At 69.2% G+C, this 17,315-nt stretch carries 13 protein-coding genes; 7 read left to right on the forward strand and 6 right to left on the reverse strand.

Annotation, left to right across the window (positions count from 1 at the left end):
* Positions 1-3 precede the first annotated feature (3 nt).
* From CACI_RS27585 to CACI_RS27595, 3 genes are all read left to right on the forward strand, one after another.
* Positions 4-726, forward strand: coding sequence for an ABC transporter permease (locus CACI_RS27585; protein ID WP_015794159.1), 723 nt, complete (start codon positions 4-6; stop codon positions 724-726).
* A gap of 39 nt (positions 727-765) precedes the next feature.
* Complete coding sequence (locus tag CACI_RS27590; RefSeq protein WP_015794160.1) at positions 766-1,482, forward strand: HAD family hydrolase; 717 nt, start codon at positions 766-768, stop codon at positions 1,480-1,482.
* A gap of 242 nt (positions 1,483-1,724) precedes the next feature.
* The gene (locus CACI_RS27595) at positions 1,725-2,183 is read left to right on the forward strand and encodes a DUF3224 domain-containing protein (protein ID WP_015794161.1); all 459 of its coding nucleotides are present in this window, start codon (positions 1,725-1,727) and stop codon (positions 2,181-2,183) included.
* Here CACI_RS27595 and argS read toward each other — a convergent pair.
* Positions 2,161-4,020, reverse strand: a complete 1,860-nt coding sequence (gene argS, locus CACI_RS27600; RefSeq protein ID WP_015794162.1) for an arginine--tRNA ligase — start codon at positions 4,018-4,020, stop codon at positions 2,161-2,163. The genes CACI_RS27595 and argS overlap by 23 nt on opposite strands.
* Positions 4,021-4,204: 184 nt before the next feature.
* On the opposite strand from argS, the gene CACI_RS27605 reads away from it, so the two are divergent.
* From CACI_RS27605 to CACI_RS27615, 3 genes are all read left to right on the forward strand, one after another.
* On the forward strand, positions 4,205-5,650 hold the full coding sequence (locus tag CACI_RS27605) for an MFS transporter (protein ID WP_015794163.1): 1,446 nt from the start codon (positions 4,205-4,207) through the stop codon (positions 5,648-5,650).
* A 60-nt stretch (positions 5,651-5,710) separates the two neighbouring features.
* The gene (locus tag CACI_RS53925; RefSeq protein WP_015794164.1) at positions 5,711-6,361 is read left to right on the forward strand and encodes a TetR/AcrR family transcriptional regulator; all 651 of its coding nucleotides are present in this window, start codon (positions 5,711-5,713) and stop codon (positions 6,359-6,361) included.
* Positions 6,362-6,464: 103 nt separating this feature from the next.
* Positions 6,465-7,112, forward strand: coding sequence for a vWA domain-containing protein (locus CACI_RS27615; protein WP_015794165.1), 648 nt, complete (start codon positions 6,465-6,467; stop codon positions 7,110-7,112).
* A gap of 87 nt (positions 7,113-7,199) precedes the next feature.
* Here the strand turns inward: CACI_RS27615 and CACI_RS27620 are convergent, their stop codons facing one another.
* The 4 genes from CACI_RS27620 to CACI_RS27635 all read right to left on the reverse strand — a co-directional run bounded on the left by CACI_RS27620 (position 7,200) and on the right by CACI_RS27635 (position 12,903).
* Positions 7,200-9,353, reverse strand: coding sequence for a choice-of-anchor P family protein (locus CACI_RS27620; RefSeq protein ID WP_015794166.1), 2,154 nt, complete (start codon positions 9,351-9,353; stop codon positions 7,200-7,202).
* A gap of 537 nt (positions 9,354-9,890) precedes the next feature.
* On the reverse strand, positions 9,891-10,928 hold the full coding sequence (locus tag CACI_RS27625) for an NAD-dependent epimerase/dehydratase family protein (protein WP_015794168.1): 1,038 nt from the start codon (positions 10,926-10,928) through the stop codon (positions 9,891-9,893).
* Positions 10,925-11,695, reverse strand: coding sequence for a glycosyltransferase family 2 protein (locus CACI_RS27630; RefSeq protein ID WP_015794169.1), 771 nt, complete (start codon positions 11,693-11,695; stop codon positions 10,925-10,927). The genes CACI_RS27625 and CACI_RS27630 overlap by 4 nt, the downstream gene beginning before the upstream one ends.
* A complete protein-coding gene (locus CACI_RS27635) occupies positions 11,692-12,903 on the reverse strand; it encodes a nucleotide sugar dehydrogenase (protein ID WP_015794170.1) in 1,212 nt (403 codons plus the stop codon). Before CACI_RS27635 ends, CACI_RS27630 begins: the two co-directional genes overlap by 4 nt.
* A 369-nt stretch (positions 12,904-13,272) precedes the next feature.
* On the opposite strand from CACI_RS27635, the gene CACI_RS27640 reads away from it, so the two are divergent.
* A complete protein-coding gene (locus CACI_RS27640) occupies positions 13,273-14,928 on the forward strand; it encodes a hypothetical protein (RefSeq protein ID WP_015794171.1) in 1,656 nt (551 codons plus the stop codon).
* A 192-nt stretch (positions 14,929-15,120) separates the two neighbouring features.
* Here CACI_RS27640 and CACI_RS27645 read toward each other — a convergent pair whose 3' ends face one another.
* Positions 15,121-17,277, reverse strand: a complete 2,157-nt coding sequence (locus CACI_RS27645; protein WP_015794172.1) for a RecQ family ATP-dependent DNA helicase — start codon at positions 17,275-17,277, stop codon at positions 15,121-15,123.
* Positions 17,278-17,315 lie beyond the last annotated feature (38 nt).

Consider the following 17,315-nt stretch of genomic DNA (forward strand, 5'->3'; position numbering starts at 1 on the left):
CGTATGACCGCCACCGCGCGCCGGGTACTGGAGCAGTTGCGGCACGATCCTCGGACGATCGCGCTGATGCTGGTGATGCCGTGTGTGCTGATCAGCTTGCTGAAGTGGGTTTTCGACGCCTCGCCGCATGTTTTCCAGTCGATCGGCGCGGCGCTGCTGGGTATCTTCCCGTTCATCGTGATGTTCCTGGTCACATCCGTGGGCATGCTGCGGGAGCGAACGAGCGGGACGTTGGAGCGTCTGCTGACGATGCCGTTGGCGAAGGGCGATCTGCTCGGCGGGTACGCGCTGGCGTTCGGGGCGGTGGCGCTGCTGCAGGCGGTGCTGATCTCGGCGCTGACGATCGGGCCGCTGGGGCTGTCGGTGGCCGGGCCGGCGTGGGCGGTGGTGCTGGTCGCGGTGCTCGACGCGCTGCTGGGGACGGCGTTGGGGCTGTTCACGAGCGCGTTCGCGCGGACGGAGTTCCAGGCGGTGCAGTTCCTGCCGGCGTTCGTGCTGCCGCAGTTCCTGCTGTGCGGGCTGTTCACGCCGCGGGATCAGATGCAGACGGTGCTGCGGTGGGCGTCGGACGTGATGCCGCTGTCGTACGCCGTGGACGCCATGGACAAGATCACCTCGCACGCGGCGGTGACCGGCGGGCTGGTCGCGGACATGGCTATCATCGCCGGTGCCGGGGTGCTCGCGCTGGCGCTGGGCGCCGCGACGCTGCGCCGCCGGACGGAGTGAGCGCGCGACGGCGATCAGGACTATGCGAGGGAGCCGGACGTGGGCGACGGGCTGCTGGTGCTCTGGGACATCGACCAGACGTTGATCAAGACCACCGGCGTCGCCACCGAGGCCTACGCCGAGGCCGTCCTGGAGACCATCGGCAGCCCTTGGCGCGGCGACATGACCTTCAACGGCCTCACCGAGCGCGCCATGGCCGCCCGCATCCTGCGTATGCACGACGTCGAACCCGACCCGGCCCTCCTGGCCCGCTTCCTGACCACCCTCGAGCGCTCCCTCCTGTCCCGCGCCGAGGCGACCAAGACCCGAGGCCGCGCCCTCACCGGCGCCCAGGCGGCACTGGAAGCGCTAGCCGCCACCCCCGACGCCCGCCAGTCAGTCCTCACGGGCAACATCCGCACCGTCGCCGAGATGAAACTCCAAGCCTTCAACCTCCACCCCTGGATCGACTTCACCATCGGCGCCTACGGCGACGACGAAGTAGAACGCAACGCCCTGATCCCCCACGCCTGGCGCCGAGCCCAAGCCACCCACGGCCACACCTACGACCCACCCCACACCGTCATCCTCGGCGACACCATCCGCGACGTGGAAGCAGCCCTCACCCACGGCGCCGCCATCGTCGCCGTCGCCAGCGGCACCACACCGAGCGCCGACCTCCGCGCCGCCGGCGCCGCCGTGGTCCTCGACGACCTCGCGGACACCCCGCGGGTGCTGGCGGCTATCGCGGAGGCGACGGCTTTGGCGGGGCGGTGACTGCACGCAGCAGGAGGCTGTCGATGGGGCGCTCATGACGTGTGCGTGGGTGGCGGGCGTGGGCTGGTGCGGTTAATTTGTGGGGCTTTAGAAGCTTTTTACGGCTTCGCGCATGGTTTGAATGGCCTCGCAGGGAGCGCAGTTCGATGGAGCACCGCATTCCACGCTGGCGGCCGGCGGTGATGGGGTGACACGACTGCCGGCCGCGCCTGCATGTCCCCGCCACCGGCTACCGTCAGCGCATGAGAACCGAAGGCACCTTCACCGTGATCTCCTTCGCGCCGGCGGCCGTGGAGCCCTCGCTGGAGATCGTCACCGCCACTCCGACCGGTGTCGCGACCATGGAGAAGGCTTTCGAGGGCGGGATCGCGGGGCGGTCCGCGACGCTCTTCACCTCCGCCTACGACCAGGAGCGCGGGGCGGGGACCTACGTCGCGTTGGAGTCGTTCGAGGGGAGGCTAGGCGAGTTCGGCGGGACGTTCAACTTCGTGCACTCGGCCACGACCGCCGGTGCCGACCGGTCGGATGAATACTTCCTCATCGTTCCCGGCAGCGGTACCGGTGAGCTGGTGGGCGTCACCGGTACCGGGGGGATCGAGATCGATGCGGAGGGGGTGCACCGCATCTGGTTCGACTATGAGATCGCCGGTGAGATCGCCGGGTCGCAGGGTCCTGATGTCACAGCTGGTCCGGGGCGCTGATGCCGAGCAGTGCCAGGCCCGCCTTCAGGGTCTCGCCGGTCAGTTGGACCAGTGCGGCGCGGTTTTCGCGGACGGCGTCGGTCGGTGCCTTGAGGACCGGGCAGTTCTCGTAGAAGTCCGAGAAGGTCTGCGCCAGGGCGTACAGGTACGTCGCCAGGCGGTGCGGCTCGAAGTTCTCCGTGACGGTCGCCAGGGTCGCGCCGAAGTCGTCGAGGTGCAGGGCGAGCTTGCGCTCGGCGGGCTCCAGGACCAGGTCGGTGTGGATGCGCGCCGGGGTGCCCGGGGGGAGCTTGCGCAGGATCGAGTGGATGCGGGCGTGGGCGTACTGGAGGTAGACGCTGGTGTTGCCGTGGAGGGAGACCATGCGGTCCAGGTCGAAGATGTAGTCCTTGGTGCGGGAGGTCGACAGGTCGGCGTACTTCACCGCGCCGATGCCGACGAGCTTGGCCTCGGTGCGGGCGTCGGCGGCGGCCAGGTCCGGGTTCTTCTCCTCGACGGTGGCCACCGCGTGGTCGACGGCGCTGTCCAGCAGCTCGATCAGGCGGATGGTCTTGCCCGCACGGGTCTTGAAGGGCTTGCCGTCGGTGCCCAGGACCGAGCCGAACTGCACGTGCACCGCCTCGACGCCCTCGGGCAGGTAGCCGGCGCGGCGCGCGGTCTCGAAGACCATGCGGAAGTGCAGCGCCTGGCGGCTGTCGACGACGTAGAGGATCTCGTCGGCCTTCAGGGTGTTGACCCGGTAGCGGACGGCGGCCAGGTCGGTGGCGGCGTAGCCGTAGCCGCCGTCGCTCTTGCGCACCATCAGCGGGACCGGGTCGCCGTCGGGACCCTTGATGTCGTCGAAGAACACGCACAGCGCGCCCTCGCTCCACACCGCGATGCCCCGCTCCTCCAGGTCGGCGGCGACCTCGGCGAGGTAGGGGTTGTAGAAGCTCTCCCCCACCGCGTCGGCGTCGACCAGGCGCACGTCCAGGCGGCCGTAGACGTCCTCGAAGTAGCGCTTGGACTCGGCGACCATCTCGCGCCAGGCTTCCAGCGACTCCTCGTCGCCGCCCTGCAGCGTCACCACGCGTTTGCGGGCGCGGTCGGCGAACTCGGCGTCGGACTCGAAGTGCGCGCGGGCGTCGCGGTACAGGGCGGTCAGCCAGGAGATCGCGACCTCGCCGGAGTGCTCGGCGTCGGCGGGGCGGGCCTCGGGGTGCTCGACCAGGTACTGGATGAGCATGCCGAACTGCGTGCCCCAGTCGCCGAGGTGGTTCTGGCGGACCACGGTGCGGCCGTCGAACTCCAGCAGCCGGACCAGCGCGTCGCCGATGACGGTCGAGCGCAGGTGGCCGACGTGCATCTCCTTGGCGATGTTCGGCTGGGAGTAGTCGATGACGGCGGTCCGGCCGACGCCGGTCGGCGCGACGCCCAGGCGCGGGTCGCCGAGGCGCTCGGCGGCCTGCGCGGCCAGGGCGGCATCGGTGAGCGTGAGGTTGAGGAATCCGGGACCTGCGACGTCGACGGCGGCGATCACGCCGGAGGTGACGACCGGCTCCGTGCCCTCGCCGCCTTCGGTCTCGCCCTCAGCGGAGACGCCCGCGCCCGCCGAGTCCGGCGCGCCCTCGGAACCCACTGAGCCCGCCGAGCCCACCAGCACCGCGGCCACCCGCATCGCCAGCTCCCTCGGGTTCCCCTTCACCGCCTTGGCCAGCGGCAGCACCCCGTTCGCCTGGAAGTCGGCGTGGTCGGAGGGTCGGATCAGCGGGTCGGCGCCGCGCGCCGCGTCCCCCAGCACCGCGGTCAGCGCGGCGCGGACGTCGTCCGCCAGGATCTCCGACAGTGCCTTGGCCATGGGTTTCCTCGCTGATCGGACCGGATCGCCGGCGTTTTGACAGGGTCTGTCAAGCACTGTCAAGCCTATCGTCCAGCGATATTCGGCTAACTCGAACACTACCGTTTGACTTAGCCCCGTCGCGCGCGTCATCGTTGAACTCATACAGCCATGTTTGATTTCTCCGAAACGGAGGGGGACACCGATGGAGCAAGACACCGACCTGGAGCAGGAAGCCACCGGCGTGGAACACACAGAGGCCGGCGGCCGCTGGACCGCCCTGACCCTGCTGTGCCTGGCGCAGTTCATGCTGATCGTCGACATCACGGCGGTGAACCTGGCGCTGCCGTCGATGGCCCAGGACCTGGACCTCGGCCGCCAATCGCTGACCTGGGTGCCGGCGGCGTACACGCTGTGCTTCGGCGGCCTGCTGCTGCTCGGCGGACGGCTCGCCGACGGACTGGGACGCCGCCGCGCCTTCCTGATCGGCCTGGCCGCCTTCACCGGCGCCTCGCTGCTGTCCGGAGCCGCGCACACCGGCAGCGAGCTGATCGCCGGGCGCGCCGCGCAGGGGGTGGCCGCCGCGCTGCTGTCCCCGGCCGCGCTGTCGATCGTCACCACGACCTTCCACGGCCCGGAGCGGACCAAGGCGCTCGGCGTCTGGGGCGCGATCGGCGGGGCGGGCGCGGCGGTCGGCGTGCTGGTCGGCGGGGCGCTGACCTCGGGACCGGGCTGGCGCTGGGTGTTCTTCGTGAACCTGCCGGTCGGTCTGGCGGTGCTCGCGCTGCTGCCCCGCCTGGTCCCGGCGTCGGCTCCGGCGCGGTCGCTGCGCGGTGTGGACGTGCCCGGCGCGCTGACCGCCACGGCGACCGCCGCCCTGCTCGTCTACGGTCTGATTCACGCGGGCAGCTCCGGCTGGGGCACCGCGGCGACGATGCTGCCGCTGGCCGGCGCGGTGCTGGCAGCAGGAGCGCTGGTCTTGGTGGAACGCTCGGCGCCGCAACCGCTGCTGCGCCCGGGATTGGTGCGCAACCGCGCGGTGGTCGCCGGGACCGCGGTGATGTTCGCGGCGACGATCCTGTTGCTCACCGGGTTCTTTCTCGTCTCGTGGTACCTCCAGCACCGCGCGGGTTACTCGGCGCTCAAGACCGGCGTCGTCTACCTGCCGGTGGCGGTCGCGACAGGTCTCGGCGCGCATCTGGCCTCGCGCAGCCTCGGGCATCTCGGCTTCCGCCCGACCGCCGTCTCCGGCTTCGTCGTCGCCGCCGTCGGCGCGCTGCTGCTGACCCGGCTTCCGGCGAGCGGCAACGCCGCGCTCGCGGTGCTGCCCGGGTTCTTGCTGCTCAGCGCCGGTGTGGGCATGGCGCTGGTGACGGCCACGACCGTGGCGCTGCACGAGGCCGACCACACCGAGGCCGGGCTGATCTCGGGCCTGGTCAACACCGGGCACGAACTCGGCTCGGCGCTCGGCGTGGCGCTGGCCTCGGTCCTGGCCGCCGGGAGCCTCGGGGTGACGGCGACCGGCGTCGGCGGATTCCGTACGGCGTTCGCGGTCGCGGCCGGCATCGCGGCGGTGGCGGGCGTCACGGCGCTGGGCCTGCTGCCCGCCGGACGTCCGGACCCGACGGCACGGCCGGCCTTCGCTCACTGAGGTGCGCTGAGATCAGGAGCGCCGAGGAGCACTGAGCCGCCCACACCCTAGGCTTTGACCATGGCCGACAAGACCGACAAGCGCCCGCGCTCCGGTGACGCCGCCGCACCAGCCGGCGGCGCCCCGGCGGCCGGCGGCCGTCCCGCGAAGCGCGCCGACGCCGAGCGGACCATCACCGCGATCCTGGACGCCGCCCTGCAGTGCTTCGCCGGCGGCCCGGACGCGACCGTCACCGAGATCGCCAAGGCCGCAGGCGTCGGCCGCGTGACCGTCTACGGGCACTTCGATTCCCTGCCCGCGATCGTCGACGCGCTCCTGGTCCGCTCCCTGTCCGAGGCCGACGCCACCTTCGCCGCCCTGGACCTGGAGTCCGGCACCGCGGGCGAGGCGATCGACCGTCTCTCGCACGCCCCCTGGATCCTCGGCCGCTACCAAGGCCTGCTCGCCGCCGCCACCGCGCACCTGGGCCCGGACAAGGTCCACCGCCTGCACGAGCAGGTCTTCGCCCGCATCGAGGCTGTGGTCACCCGCGGCCGCCACGCCGGCGAATTCCGCACCGACCTGCCCCTGCCGTGGGTGATGGCCTCGGTCTACGCCCTGGCCCACGTCGCCCTCACCGAGGCCGACGCCGGCCGCGTGACCCGCGAGCAAGCCGCCGACTTGCTGAGCACCACGCTGCTCGGACTGCTGCGGGAAAGGGTTCGGGACTAGAATCGCGGCACCCTGTCACCGCTCCCTGACTTGCCCAGCAAGCGCTACCGCTCCGGAGTCGGACAGCAGCGGCGACTCTCTCCGCACTAAGGAGCATCGAGTCATGCCCAACCCGAACCTCCGCCACATAGTGATGGTCCTGGACCGGTCCGGCTCCATGCAGGCGGTCAAGAACGACACCGAAGGCGGCCTCACGGCGTTCCTGGAAGCTCAGAAGGAGATCGCCGGCGATACGCGGGTGTCGCTGTACCACTTCTCCACCACGTATGAGCCCGTATACGAGAACCTGGCGCTCGCCGACGTGCCCGAGTACACGCTCGAGCCGCGCGGGAACACCGCGCTGCTGGACGCCATCGGGCGGACCATCACCGCCGTCAAGGCGCAGATCAAGGCGATGGACGTCGAGGAGCGGCCCGGCGAGGTGGTCCTGGTCATTCTCACCGACGGTATGGAGAACTCCTCGCGCGAGTACACGTTGCCCGAGGTGAAGAAGCTGATCGAGAAGCGCCGCGCCAAGGGCTGGCAGGTGGTGTTCCTCGGTGCCGATCAGGACGCGATCACCGCGGCGGCCGGGATGGGCATCGGCCGGGAGACCAGCCTGTCCTATACGGCGCGCATGACGGGTCAGTCGATGAGCACCGTGGCGCGAATGATGGCGCGCGGCTCGGCGTCAGGGAAGTACGAGTTCACCGACGCCGAGCGCAAGGCGGCTCGCGGGGAGTCGGAGGCCGACCCGAAAGCCCAGCCGTAGGGGCGCGGTCTGGCAATCGTGGACGTGTCCCGCCGGCAGTGGTTGCCGGCGGGACACAGTGCTCAGTCTCCGATGCGGGTCATGGGGTCATGGGCAGTTGTGGATGTCGCTGGTGGAGGATGCCAGGACCACGTTCGCGGTGACCAGGTTCAGGCCGAGCGCGTTGATCTTGACGTGGACGGCGTTGACGGTGAGCACGCCCGGGCTGGCGAGTTGCTCGTTGAGGATCAGCGAGACGCCCGCCACGCTGATCTTCGTGTTCGGCGCCACCGCGGTCGGCTTGGAGATCACCACGACGCCGCCGACCTTCAGGTAGGCGATGGTGGTGCTGCCGTTGGCGGCCTGGCAGGTGCTCGTGGACTGGGACTGGACCGCGCCGATGGTGATCACGGGCACGCCGGGCAGTCCGATCGAGGTGTTGTCGACCGAGGCCTGGACCGTGGACTTGGACGGGTTGAGCGAGGTGGTCACCGACGCGCACAGCGTGCCGGAGTTGATCAGGCCGGAGAGGCTCACCACGCAGGGCGGGGCGACGGTCTCGGCGGTGGTGGTGCTGACCGAGCCGGTGTCCGGTGTCGGGGCGATCGAGAGCAGTTGCAGGCCCAGGGCGGAGGCGCTGGCGGTGAGACCGTAGGCGCGCCCGGTCAGAACCTGCGGGGTCACCGAGACGGTCTCGCTGCCGCAGGCGCTGGTGGCGCCGTTGTTGTTGGCGTCACCGCTGTAGGCGACCACCCAGTTGTAGACGCCGGGAGCGCTGACCGGCACGGTACCGGAGTTGTACGTCCCGCTTCCCGCCACCGCGTCCGTCAGGGTGCTGATAGCGGTCTGGCAGCTGGTGTCGCCGGGGGCGTACAGCTTGAACGTGAGGCTACCGGTGGGGTTGAAGCCGCCGGACAACGTGCCGGCGTCCGAGATGGTGCCACCGACCGGAACCGAGGCGGACGGCGTGGTCGTCAGTGACGGACTGGCTTTCGTCACCGTGACGGTCTCGCTGCCGCAGGCGCTGGTGGCGCCGTTGTTGTTGGCGTCACCGCTGTAGGCGACCACCCAGTTGTAGACGCCGGGTGCGCTGACCGGCACGGTACCGGAGTTGTACGTCCCGCTTCCCGCCACCGCGTCCGTCAGGGTGCTGATAGCGGTCTGGCAGCTGGTGTCGCCGGGAGCGTACAAAGTGAACGTGAGGCTACCGGTCGGGTTGAAGCCACCGGACAACGTGCCGGCGTCCGAGATGGTGCCGCCGACCGGAACCGCGCCGGAGGGCGTGGTCGTCAGGGACGGACTGGCTTTGGACACCGTGACCGTCTCGCTGCCGCACGCCGTGGTGGGTGCGGGGTTGTTGTTGGCGTCACCGCCATAGGACACGGTCCAGCTGTAGGTGCCCGGGACGGAGGCGTTGAAGGTGCCGGAGGGGTAGGTGCCGTTGCCGTTGACCGCGGTTGTCAGGGTGCTGATAGCGCTTTGGCAGCTGGTGTCGCCGGGACCGTAGAGGTTGAAGGTGAGCGTCCCGCTGGGAACCCGGCCGTTGGCCAGCACGGCGGAGTCGGAGATCGTGCCGCCGACCGTGGTGTCCGGGGACGGGGTGGTGGAGGCGATCACCGGGTTGGCCTTCGGGATGATGATCGAGGCGCCGGTCACGTTCTCCTCCAAGGAGAAGAACGCACTGGCCCCGTCGTTCAATCCGGCCGACGGGCTACAGGTCGAGGCCGTGTTTCCGGTGCAGGACTCGGCGAAGTTCACCACGCCGGAGGTCTTGGCCGCGTTGATGCCCGAGTAGCTGATACCGGGCCCGCCGTATTTGGTGGGGTCGAACGGGCAGCCGGCCGGGGTGCCCGAGAAGCCCCCGGAGCAGATCCCGTCCCCGTCGAATCCGAAGATGTCGGCGCCGGAGTTCAGGGTGACGTTCGGAATCGCGACGCCGGCCTCGTTGAGCACCCCGACTTCGGTGTCGTCCGCCCCGTCGTAGGGGTTTCCGCTGTTCGGGTCGCTGAGCACGGAGACGGTGCCGTCGGACTGGAACACCAACAGCACCGCGCAGCCGGTCGCGTTCCCGACCGCCGGGCACTCGTGGAACGGCGGCGGCGGGTTGACGGCGGCCGCGGCGGGCATCGCGCCGACCGACAGCACGGCGGCGACCATGGCCACGGCGACACCCGCGGCCAGCGCGGTGAAGGACTTCTTGCGTGGGCGATGCCACCAGACGCCGAACACGCCGACAACGCGGCGTAAGCGGTCTCGTGTCACTTTGGGTACCCCCTGGCTTGAACGGACAGGCGGATCGACCGGTCCGCCCCGCGGGCATCCTCGCAGTGCCCACCGCCGCCCACTATCGCTGGAAAGAGTGAAGCCGCGAGAGCAGAAGACCGCCTATCGGCACAGGTCAAGCACCTAGAGCGAATCACGATGCTGATTCCCGTATATCAGGGCTCGATAACGCTTACCGATCAGCGCGGCAGCCCGAACCCCGTGGGACGCGCCCGGCTGAAGGCACCCACGTCCCAGTACCCATATTTCGCTGACACTCCCATTTCGCCCGCCCGCGGCAGCCCGATCCGTTCTCTGCGGCCGCGGCGACGGCGGCGGCGATGTCGGAGCTGTCTTTGGGCGAGGTCGGCCAGCACTTCGGGGTCGTGATTTCGCAGGCGGCTGATGACAGCTTCCAGGCCGGTGTCCTCGAGGGACTTCTCCAGGCTCTGCACCTGGCTCGAGCGCTCAGCGGTGTCGCCGAAGCGCCCGGGTTTCCGGGCGCTTCGGCGACATTCAGCGGCTGCTCGGTCCGCGTCAGATGGTTCCGTTCTCGACGGCGCTGACGATCCAGGGGATGACCTCGTCGAGCATGGTGTCCAGGGTGGTGTCGGCGGAGAAGCCGAGGACGCGGGCGGCCTTGTCGGTGGCCGGGACCCTGCGCTGGACGTCGTACTCGAACGGGTCGTCGGAGATCAGAGTCATCGGCACGTCCGCGCCCTTGATCTTGCCCCAGATGGCCTGGGCCAGCTCGGCCACCGAGTGTCCGTGCGGGGTGGACAGGTTGAAGTCGTCGTTGACCGCGTCCGGGTGCTCCATGGCGGTGACGATCCCGCGCGCGAGGTCCCCGCCGTAGGTGTAGTGCCGGATCTGCTCGCCGGTGCCCAGGATGTGCAGCGGGTCCTGGCCCTTGACGATCTTCTGCACCAGGTCCGGCACGACGTGGCTCATGGCCAGCTTCACGTTCCCGGACAGGATCTCCTCGTCGCCCAGCGCGCGCGATTCGCCGACGCCGACGCAGTTGAACGGCCGCACGATCGTGTAGGGCAGCTTGTACTGGTCCCAGGCCGCCTTGGCGAAGTACTCCACGGCGAGCTTCTGGAAGCCGTAGGAGGACAACGGCGGGGGCACCTGCCGCTCCTGGCCCTCGAAGGACGGCCACTCGGTCGCCGACTCGAACACCATCGAGGACGACATGTACGTGACCTTCTTCAGCCGGCCCGTGCCGCCGGCGTGCGCCTTGATCGCCGCGTCGCACGAGGAGGCCATGATCCGCTCGTTGGTCGCGAGCAGGTCGTAGGCGTAGGTGTGGAAGTAGGAGATCCCGCCGATCAGCGCGGCGCCGGCGATGAAGTGGTCGCAGTCCGACAGGAGCTCGACCATCAGCTCGGTGTCGCGGACGTCGCCCTCGTGGAACTCGTAATCCGGGTGCTGGTCGTAGGACTTGGTGACTGGACCGTACTTGGAGTAGTTGTCGATCCCCACGACCTTGTAGCCCCGGCCCAGCAGTTCCTCGACCACATAGCCGCCGATGAACCCGGCCGAACCGGAAACCAGAACCTTTTTCTGCGTCATGTCAGGTCGTCTCTTTCTTTCTTGTTCAACAGCTGCAACTGCTCGAGGGTCAGGGGAGGTCCGAAGGCGAGCCGGTACCACTTCAGGTACTTGGGCAGCCATTTGGAGAGCTGGAAGTTCGATTCGCCCAGCGTACGGTCCAGCCAGATCGTCGGGATCTCGGCGACCGGCCGGCGCAGCCGTCGGGCCTTGGCGGTCAGCTCGATCCCGATCTCGAACCCGTCGCGGGAGTCGATCCCGACCTCTCGCACGAAATCGGTGGAATACGCCTTGAAGGAGTTCGTCGCGTCCCGCGTTCCCACTCGCGCGAAGAACGCCAGGGAACGACCGGCCATGCTCGACAGCGTGCCCTTGAACAGCGGCCCGCCGACCTGCTGCCCGCCGGGCATGTACCGGGAGGCCGCCGCGACCGCGACGCCGCGCTCGACCAACCGGGCCAGGATATCGATCTGCCGCGGGTCGTCGCAGCCGTCAGCCATCGTCACCACCGCCGCCGGCGACTTGGCGGTGTCGATCCCGAACCGGATCGCGTTGGCCGGGCCCCGGCCGTAGGTGTTGATCAGACAGCGCAGCCGCGGCTCGTGCTCGGCGTAGCGCTCGATGATCGGCACGGTCAAGTCCTCGGGGCTGTCCACGACGACCAGGACTTCACACGGCATCGAGACGGCCTCGAAGAGCCGGTCCAGCACCGGGACGATGTTCTCGCCCTCGTTGTAGGCCGGGATGACGACGGAGACCTTGGGATTCCCCTGCTCGACCGAGCTCATATTCGTACCCCGTCGCCGAGGCTGTTCCAGATGTCGGCGACCGGCAGGTCGGTCTTCAGGTCCCGGTACTCCTGATGCGGCGCACCGATGATCAGCAGGTCCGCCTCGGCCAGCACCTTGTCCAGCGGCACCAGCGACGGGTCGACGGTCACCAGCGGGTCGGTGCACAGCACCTCGGAGGCCTTGAACTTCAGGATCCGCTTGAGCTTGTACGACAGCGACGAGCGGATGTCGTCACTGCCGCCCTTGAACGCCATCCCCAAGATGCCCACGGTCATGTTCTTCAGGTCGTACTGCGCGTCCAGCCGGTCCACCACATACAGGGGCAGCCCCTCATTGGTGGTCATCGCCGCATAACCCAGGGTGAAGTTGTTGTTGTGGAACGCCGCGAGCTGCATGGTGTCCTTGAACAGACACGGCCCGGCGGCGAAGCCCGCGCCGGGCATGTCCGCGGCCCGCGGGTAGTCCTGCGACAGGCCGGCACGGATCCGCTCGAAGTCCAGACCCCGGTCGTTGGCCATCATGTAGAACTGGTTGACCGCGGCGAACTTGATGTACCGCCAGGTGTTCGTGAACAGCTTGGCCAGCTCCGCCTCCTCCGGCGACAGCGGCACGATCGTGTCCGTCAGCCGGGAGAACAACGCCGCCGCCCGGCTCTGCGCCGCCTCGGTCCGCCCGGACACGATCTGCGGCAGCTCGAACAGCTCGGTCATCGCCTTGCCCTCGGCGATCCGCTCCGGGCAGAACGCCACATCCACGTCCACGCCCAGCCGCGCGATCATCCGTTCGACGAGCTCGGTCACCCCCGGATACACCGTGGAGCGCAGCACCATCAGCTGCCCGTCGCGCAGATACGGCGCACAGGTCTGCAATGCCCGCGGTATCGCGGTCTGGTCGGGATTCAGGTGCTCGTCCACCGGCGTCCCGATGACCACGATGACGTTCTCCGCGGTGCCCACCACGGCCGGGTCCGTCGAGGCGACCAGGGCTCCGGAGGCCACCACCCGCTCCAGCACCGGCGCGGCACCCGGCTCGTCGAACGGCAGTGTCGCGGAGTTCACCAGCTCCACCGCCCGCGCGGACACGTCGTACACCGTGACCCGCGAACCACCGTCCGCCAGAGCGATCGCCAGCGGCAGTCCCACATGACCGCCCCCGCCAATCACCACGACATCGCGTTCGAACACGCCTATGGACGATTCGGACATAATAATCCTTACTGTGACTGCTGTCATGCCAATCAGACTTGGCTGGAGCACTTTACATCGGATAAGGGCCGCAGGGGCACGTATAAGAAGACTGTTTCAGCTGGCAGAACAGGCTATCTCGTCGCGATGCGACGTCGAATAGGCCATCCGCGATATTGTCATCACCCCCGGCACCGGCACAGGGATCCTGCCACAGCCGGTACGCTACGGTCGCCGAGCGATCGGCGTCCTCGGGCGGCCGGCGGCTGCGGCTGCCGTCCGGAACGACGCGACTCGGCTGCGGGTCATGACATCCTCGATCACGCGAGGGCGGGACGAGCACTTCGCACTTCGCGGGGCGGCTCAGGATCTGAAACGGAAGACGTTGTGATGTCAGCCGAGAGCCGGGCGGTTCAGGACCCAGACCTCGACGATGGGGACTCTGTCGCCCTGCCGCGGCGACCGTTCGTCGTGCGGGCCCGAAGTGCCGCCGACGCGGTGGTCAGCCGGGCCTCTGACCTCAGAGCACGACTCGGCGATCGCTCCGTGTTCTTCGGCACGTTCGTCGTACTGTTCAGCGGCTTGCTCTTCCGAAACCGGTGGGTGTTCTCACGCCATGTGACGGAGTTCGGCGACGAGGCCCTGAATTCGCTTCTCGTCCGTAAGGCGCTGCGCTTCCATCTGCTCGTCGGCAACTACTCGCGGGTCGGGTTCCATCATCCGGGGCCGGCCTTCATGGACAACCAGGCGATCGGGCAGGGGCTCTTCTACGACCTCCTCCACCTGGTCCCCGCTCCGTTCAACGGCCAACTCGTGGCGGTCATGGCGATGAACTGCCTCATGCTCGCCGCGGTCGTGCGGATCGTGTGGCGCCATACCGGATCGCTGGCCTGTGCCCTGCTGGCAGCGGTCGTCCCCTACACCTACCTCGCGTTCCCCACAGCAGGGGGCGATCCGATCGCCAGTACGTGGATGCCCGACCAGTACCTGGTCCCGGTTCTGCTCCTCATCTTCTCAGCGGCCGCCGTCAGTACCGGACGGCTCACCGAGCTTCCATATCTGGCCTTCTCCTGCCTGTATCTGTGGCACGGGCACGTATCCTTCCTCCTGATCGCGACAGCCATCGCAGCCACGGCCGTCGCGCTCCCGGCGGTCAGGCGTGTGGTCAGCGGAAGCTGGTCGTGGTCCTTCGAACGACGCCCCGCCCTGATCGCGGCGGGGTGGGTTCTGCTGTTCGCCCTGCCCCTCGTGCTGAACCTCGCGTTGCACTGGCCCGGCGAGTTCGGCAAATACCTCCACTACAGCCAATCGCCTCAAGCCGGCCATCACTCGCTGAGCCAGGCGGTGGACTACATGGCTTCGTACTGGTCGACCGGATCTCATCCCTTCCTGGAGTTGCCGGCCGTGTACCTGGCGGCCTTGTGCAGTGCGATCACCTTTCCCGACACCGCGACGCGCAGGTTCTTCACCGGTGCGGTCGTGGGGGGCGCGATGGCCAGCCTCATGCTGGTCTACTACGCGACCAACGGTATCGACGATCTCTCCGCTTCCTACATCGGCATGTGGTCGATGATGGTGGTCCCCGCACTACTGCTCGTCATCGCCTGCCGGCTTTGGACGCTGTTCCGCCGGCCTCCGTCCGCTCTGCCGCGCGTAGCGATCCTCGGAGCGGCTGTGGCTGCTCTCTTCGTCGCCATGACGGCACCGCATCTGGAAAACCTGTACACCCCGGGCCGGAGCACTCCGCAGGCATTCAAGTCCCTCCAAGCGGTCGCGGGCGGCCGGACGATCATGATCGACGTCGGCGCCGACATCGGGCCGGACGTGCCGGGAATCGTTCTGCAGGCTGCCCGGCAGGGCGACAGGGCATGCGTCACCGACCCGGCCATGGCGTTGTTCCTCACCTCGGACTACATCTGCACCGGCGCCGATCGGGCGCACGGGACGCTGTTCTACGCCAGCCGGCGGCCGCAGACGCAAGAGAAGGACGGACCGGCGGTGGCGATCCTGGGGGGCACGGAGTTCTCCCTCAAGCCCCGGTCGTAGATGGCGTCCAGCGTCGTCCCTGACACAGAACGCGTCTTCGGCCCGACGCTGACATAGGTCCCGTGCGTGTTCGCGCTCACGGTGCGGCACGTCGGCGGTGCGCTCGGGGTCGAATATCGCGAAGCGTTGACGGCTGTCGCCCCGACAGCGCGGTGACCGGCCCGCTTGTCGCCGTCAACGTCCGCCGCTCCGTCACCCGGCGAGGGCGAGGGCCAGCGGCAGCACGGCGGGGGCGCCGGCCTGGCGCAGCAAGCGGGCCGCGACGGTCATCGTCCACCCGGAGTCGACGAGGTCGTCGACGAGCAGGACGGGGCCAGGGCATTCGGCCAGGCGCTCACGCAGCTGCGGGCCGAGGTCGAAGGCGTCGTAGACCGAGCGCAGGCGCCAGGCGCTGTTGGTCGGGCCGGTGTGCCCGTCGTCGCGCGCACGGTCCACGCTGCCGGCGATCGGGAGCCGGCCGATCTGCGAGACCCCTTCGGCCAGCGAGGCGATCAGGCGGGGACGCCTGCGCGAGGCGATGGTGACGATGCTGGCCGGCCTCCCGGTTTCGCTCCAGGCCGGGCCGGAGCCGTCGCCGCCGGCCCAGTGTTTCAGGACGTTGACCATGGCGTCGAGCAGTTGGGGCGGTACCGGCTGGTCCGGTACGCCGCTCCCGAGCAGGTCGCGCAGGGCCGAGCCCCAACCGAGATCGGTGAGCCGGGCCAGCGCGCGACCCTCCGCCGCCAGCTCCCCGGCTGGGATCTTGCCCTTGACCGCCACCCCGAAAGCGCTCATCCCGGTGGGCCACTGGCGCCTCGGTTGGATCGTCACCCAGGCACGTTTGGCGTGGCTGCCCGCCGCGTCGACCACCCCCGCGTTCACGTGTGCCTTCCAGTGCACGCCGGTACAGTTGTCGCAGCGGCCGCAGGGTCCTTCGATGGCGGGGTCGTCGAGCTGGCGGCGCAGGAACGTCATGCGGCACTCGTCGGTGGTCTCGTACTCGATCATCGAGCGCTGCTCGGCCTCGCGAGCTGCGGCGACCCGCGCGTAGCGTTCGCCGTCGTACTGCCACGGCTCGCCGGTGGAGACCCAGCCGCCCTTGACGCGACGCACCGCGCCGTCGACGTCCAGGACCTTCAGCATCGTCTCCAGCCGGGAGCGCCGCAGGTCGACCTGGGTCTCCAGGGCCGCGGTGGACAGCGGCCGGCCGGCGGCGGCCAGGGCGTCCAGCGTCTGGCGCACCTGATCCTCCGGCGGGAACGCCAACGAGGCGAAGTACTTCCAGATCGCCCGGTCCTCCCGCCCCGGCAGCAGCAGCACCTCGGCGTGGTCCACACCGCGCCCGGCGCGCCCGACCTGCTGGTAGTACGCGATCGGCGAGTTCGGCGCCCCGAGGTGCACGACGAAGCCCAGGTCCGGCTTGTCGAAGCCCATCCCGAGCGCGGAGGTCGCGACCAGGGCCTTGATCCGGTTGCCGAGCAGGTCGGCCTCGGCCTGCCGCCGCTCGGCGTCCTCAGTGCGTCCCGAGTACGACGCGACCTCGAAGCCGCGAGAGCGCAGGAACGTGGCGACCTCGTCCGTGGCCGCGACCGTCAGCGTGTAGATGATCCCCGACCCGGGCAGATTCGGCAGCTGCTCGGCCAGGAAAGCGAACCGCTCCTCCGGGCTGCCGAGCTGGACCACATGCAGCGACAAGCTCTCGCGATCCAACGTCCCGCGCAGCACCAGCGCATCCGACCCGTCACCGGTCCCGAGCTGCTCGGCCACATCCGCCACCACCCGCGCGTTCGCCGTCGCCGTCGTCGCCAGCACCGGCACGCGAGGCGGCAGATCGGCCAGGAAGGTCCGGATCCGACGGTAGTCGGGGCGGAAGTCATGACCCCAGTCGCTGACCGTGTGAGCTTCGTCGACGACGAGCAGTCCGACTTCGGAGGCGAGCTTGGGCAGCACCTCGTCGCGGAAGTCGGGGTTGTTCAGGCGCTCCGGGGAGATCAGGAGGACGTCGACGACGCCGTTGGCGATCTCGGCCTGGATTTCTTGCCATTCGTGCAGGTTCGCCGAGTTGATGGTCCGTGCTCGGATGCCGGCGCGCTCGGCGGCCTCGATCTGGTTGCGCATCAGGGCCAGCAGTGGGGACACGATCAGGGTCGGTCCGGCGCCGCGGGCGCGCAGCAGGGCTGTGGCGACGAAGTAGACCGCCGACTTGCCCCAGCCGGTGCGTTGCACCACCAGCGCCCGGCGGCGGTGCACGGCCAATGCCTCGATCGCGGTCCACTGGTCCTCGCGCAGCCGCGCGGTGTCGCCCGCCAGCAGGCGGAGTGCCGCCTCGGCTTCTTCGCGGTCGATAGGACTCGTGACGTCGTTGCGCATGGAGCCATTTGTACAGGTTCGCTGTGACACCCGCGCAC

Origin of the sequence: Catenulispora acidiphila DSM 44928 (genome assembly GCF_000024025.1) — a bacterium.
Taxonomy (GTDB): Bacteria; Actinomycetota; Actinomycetes; order Streptomycetales; family Catenulisporaceae; genus Catenulispora; species Catenulispora acidiphila.

Bases quoted from the DNA above. Each gene is read 5' to 3' on its own strand.
- CACI_RS27615 (WP_015794165.1), top strand. From the start codon at position 6,465: ATGCCCAACCCGAACCTCCGCCACATAGTGATGGTCCTGGACCGGTCC.
- CACI_RS27595 (WP_015794161.1), top strand. From the start codon at position 1,725: ATGAGAACCGAAGGCACCTTCACCGTGATCTCCTTCGCGCCGGCGGCC.
- CACI_RS27635 (WP_015794170.1), bottom strand. From the start codon at position 12,903: ATGTCCGAATCGTCCATAGGCGTGTTCGAACGCGATGTCGTGGTGATT.
- CACI_RS27645 (WP_015794172.1), bottom strand. From the start codon at position 17,277: ATGCGCAACGACGTCACGAGTCCTATCGACCGCGAAGAAGCCGAGGCG.
- CACI_RS27640 (WP_015794171.1), top strand. From the start codon at position 13,273: ATGTCAGCCGAGAGCCGGGCGGTTCAGGACCCAGACCTCGACGATGGG.
- CACI_RS53925 (WP_015794164.1), top strand. From the start codon at position 5,711: ATGGCCGACAAGACCGACAAGCGCCCGCGCTCCGGTGACGCCGCCGCA.
- CACI_RS27605 (WP_015794163.1), top strand. From the start codon at position 4,205: ATGGAGCAAGACACCGACCTGGAGCAGGAAGCCACCGGCGTGGAACAC.
- CACI_RS27625 (WP_015794168.1), bottom strand. From the start codon at position 10,928: ATGACGCAGAAAAAGGTTCTGGTTTCCGGTTCGGCCGGGTTCATCGGC.
- CACI_RS27630 (WP_015794169.1), bottom strand. From the start codon at position 11,695: ATGAGCTCGGTCGAGCAGGGGAATCCCAAGGTCTCCGTCGTCATCCCG.
- argS (WP_015794162.1), bottom strand. From the start codon at position 4,020: ATGGCCAAGGCACTGTCGGAGATCCTGGCGGACGACGTCCGCGCCGCG.
- CACI_RS27585 (WP_015794159.1), top strand. From the start codon at position 4: ATGACCGCCACCGCGCGCCGGGTACTGGAGCAGTTGCGGCACGATCCT.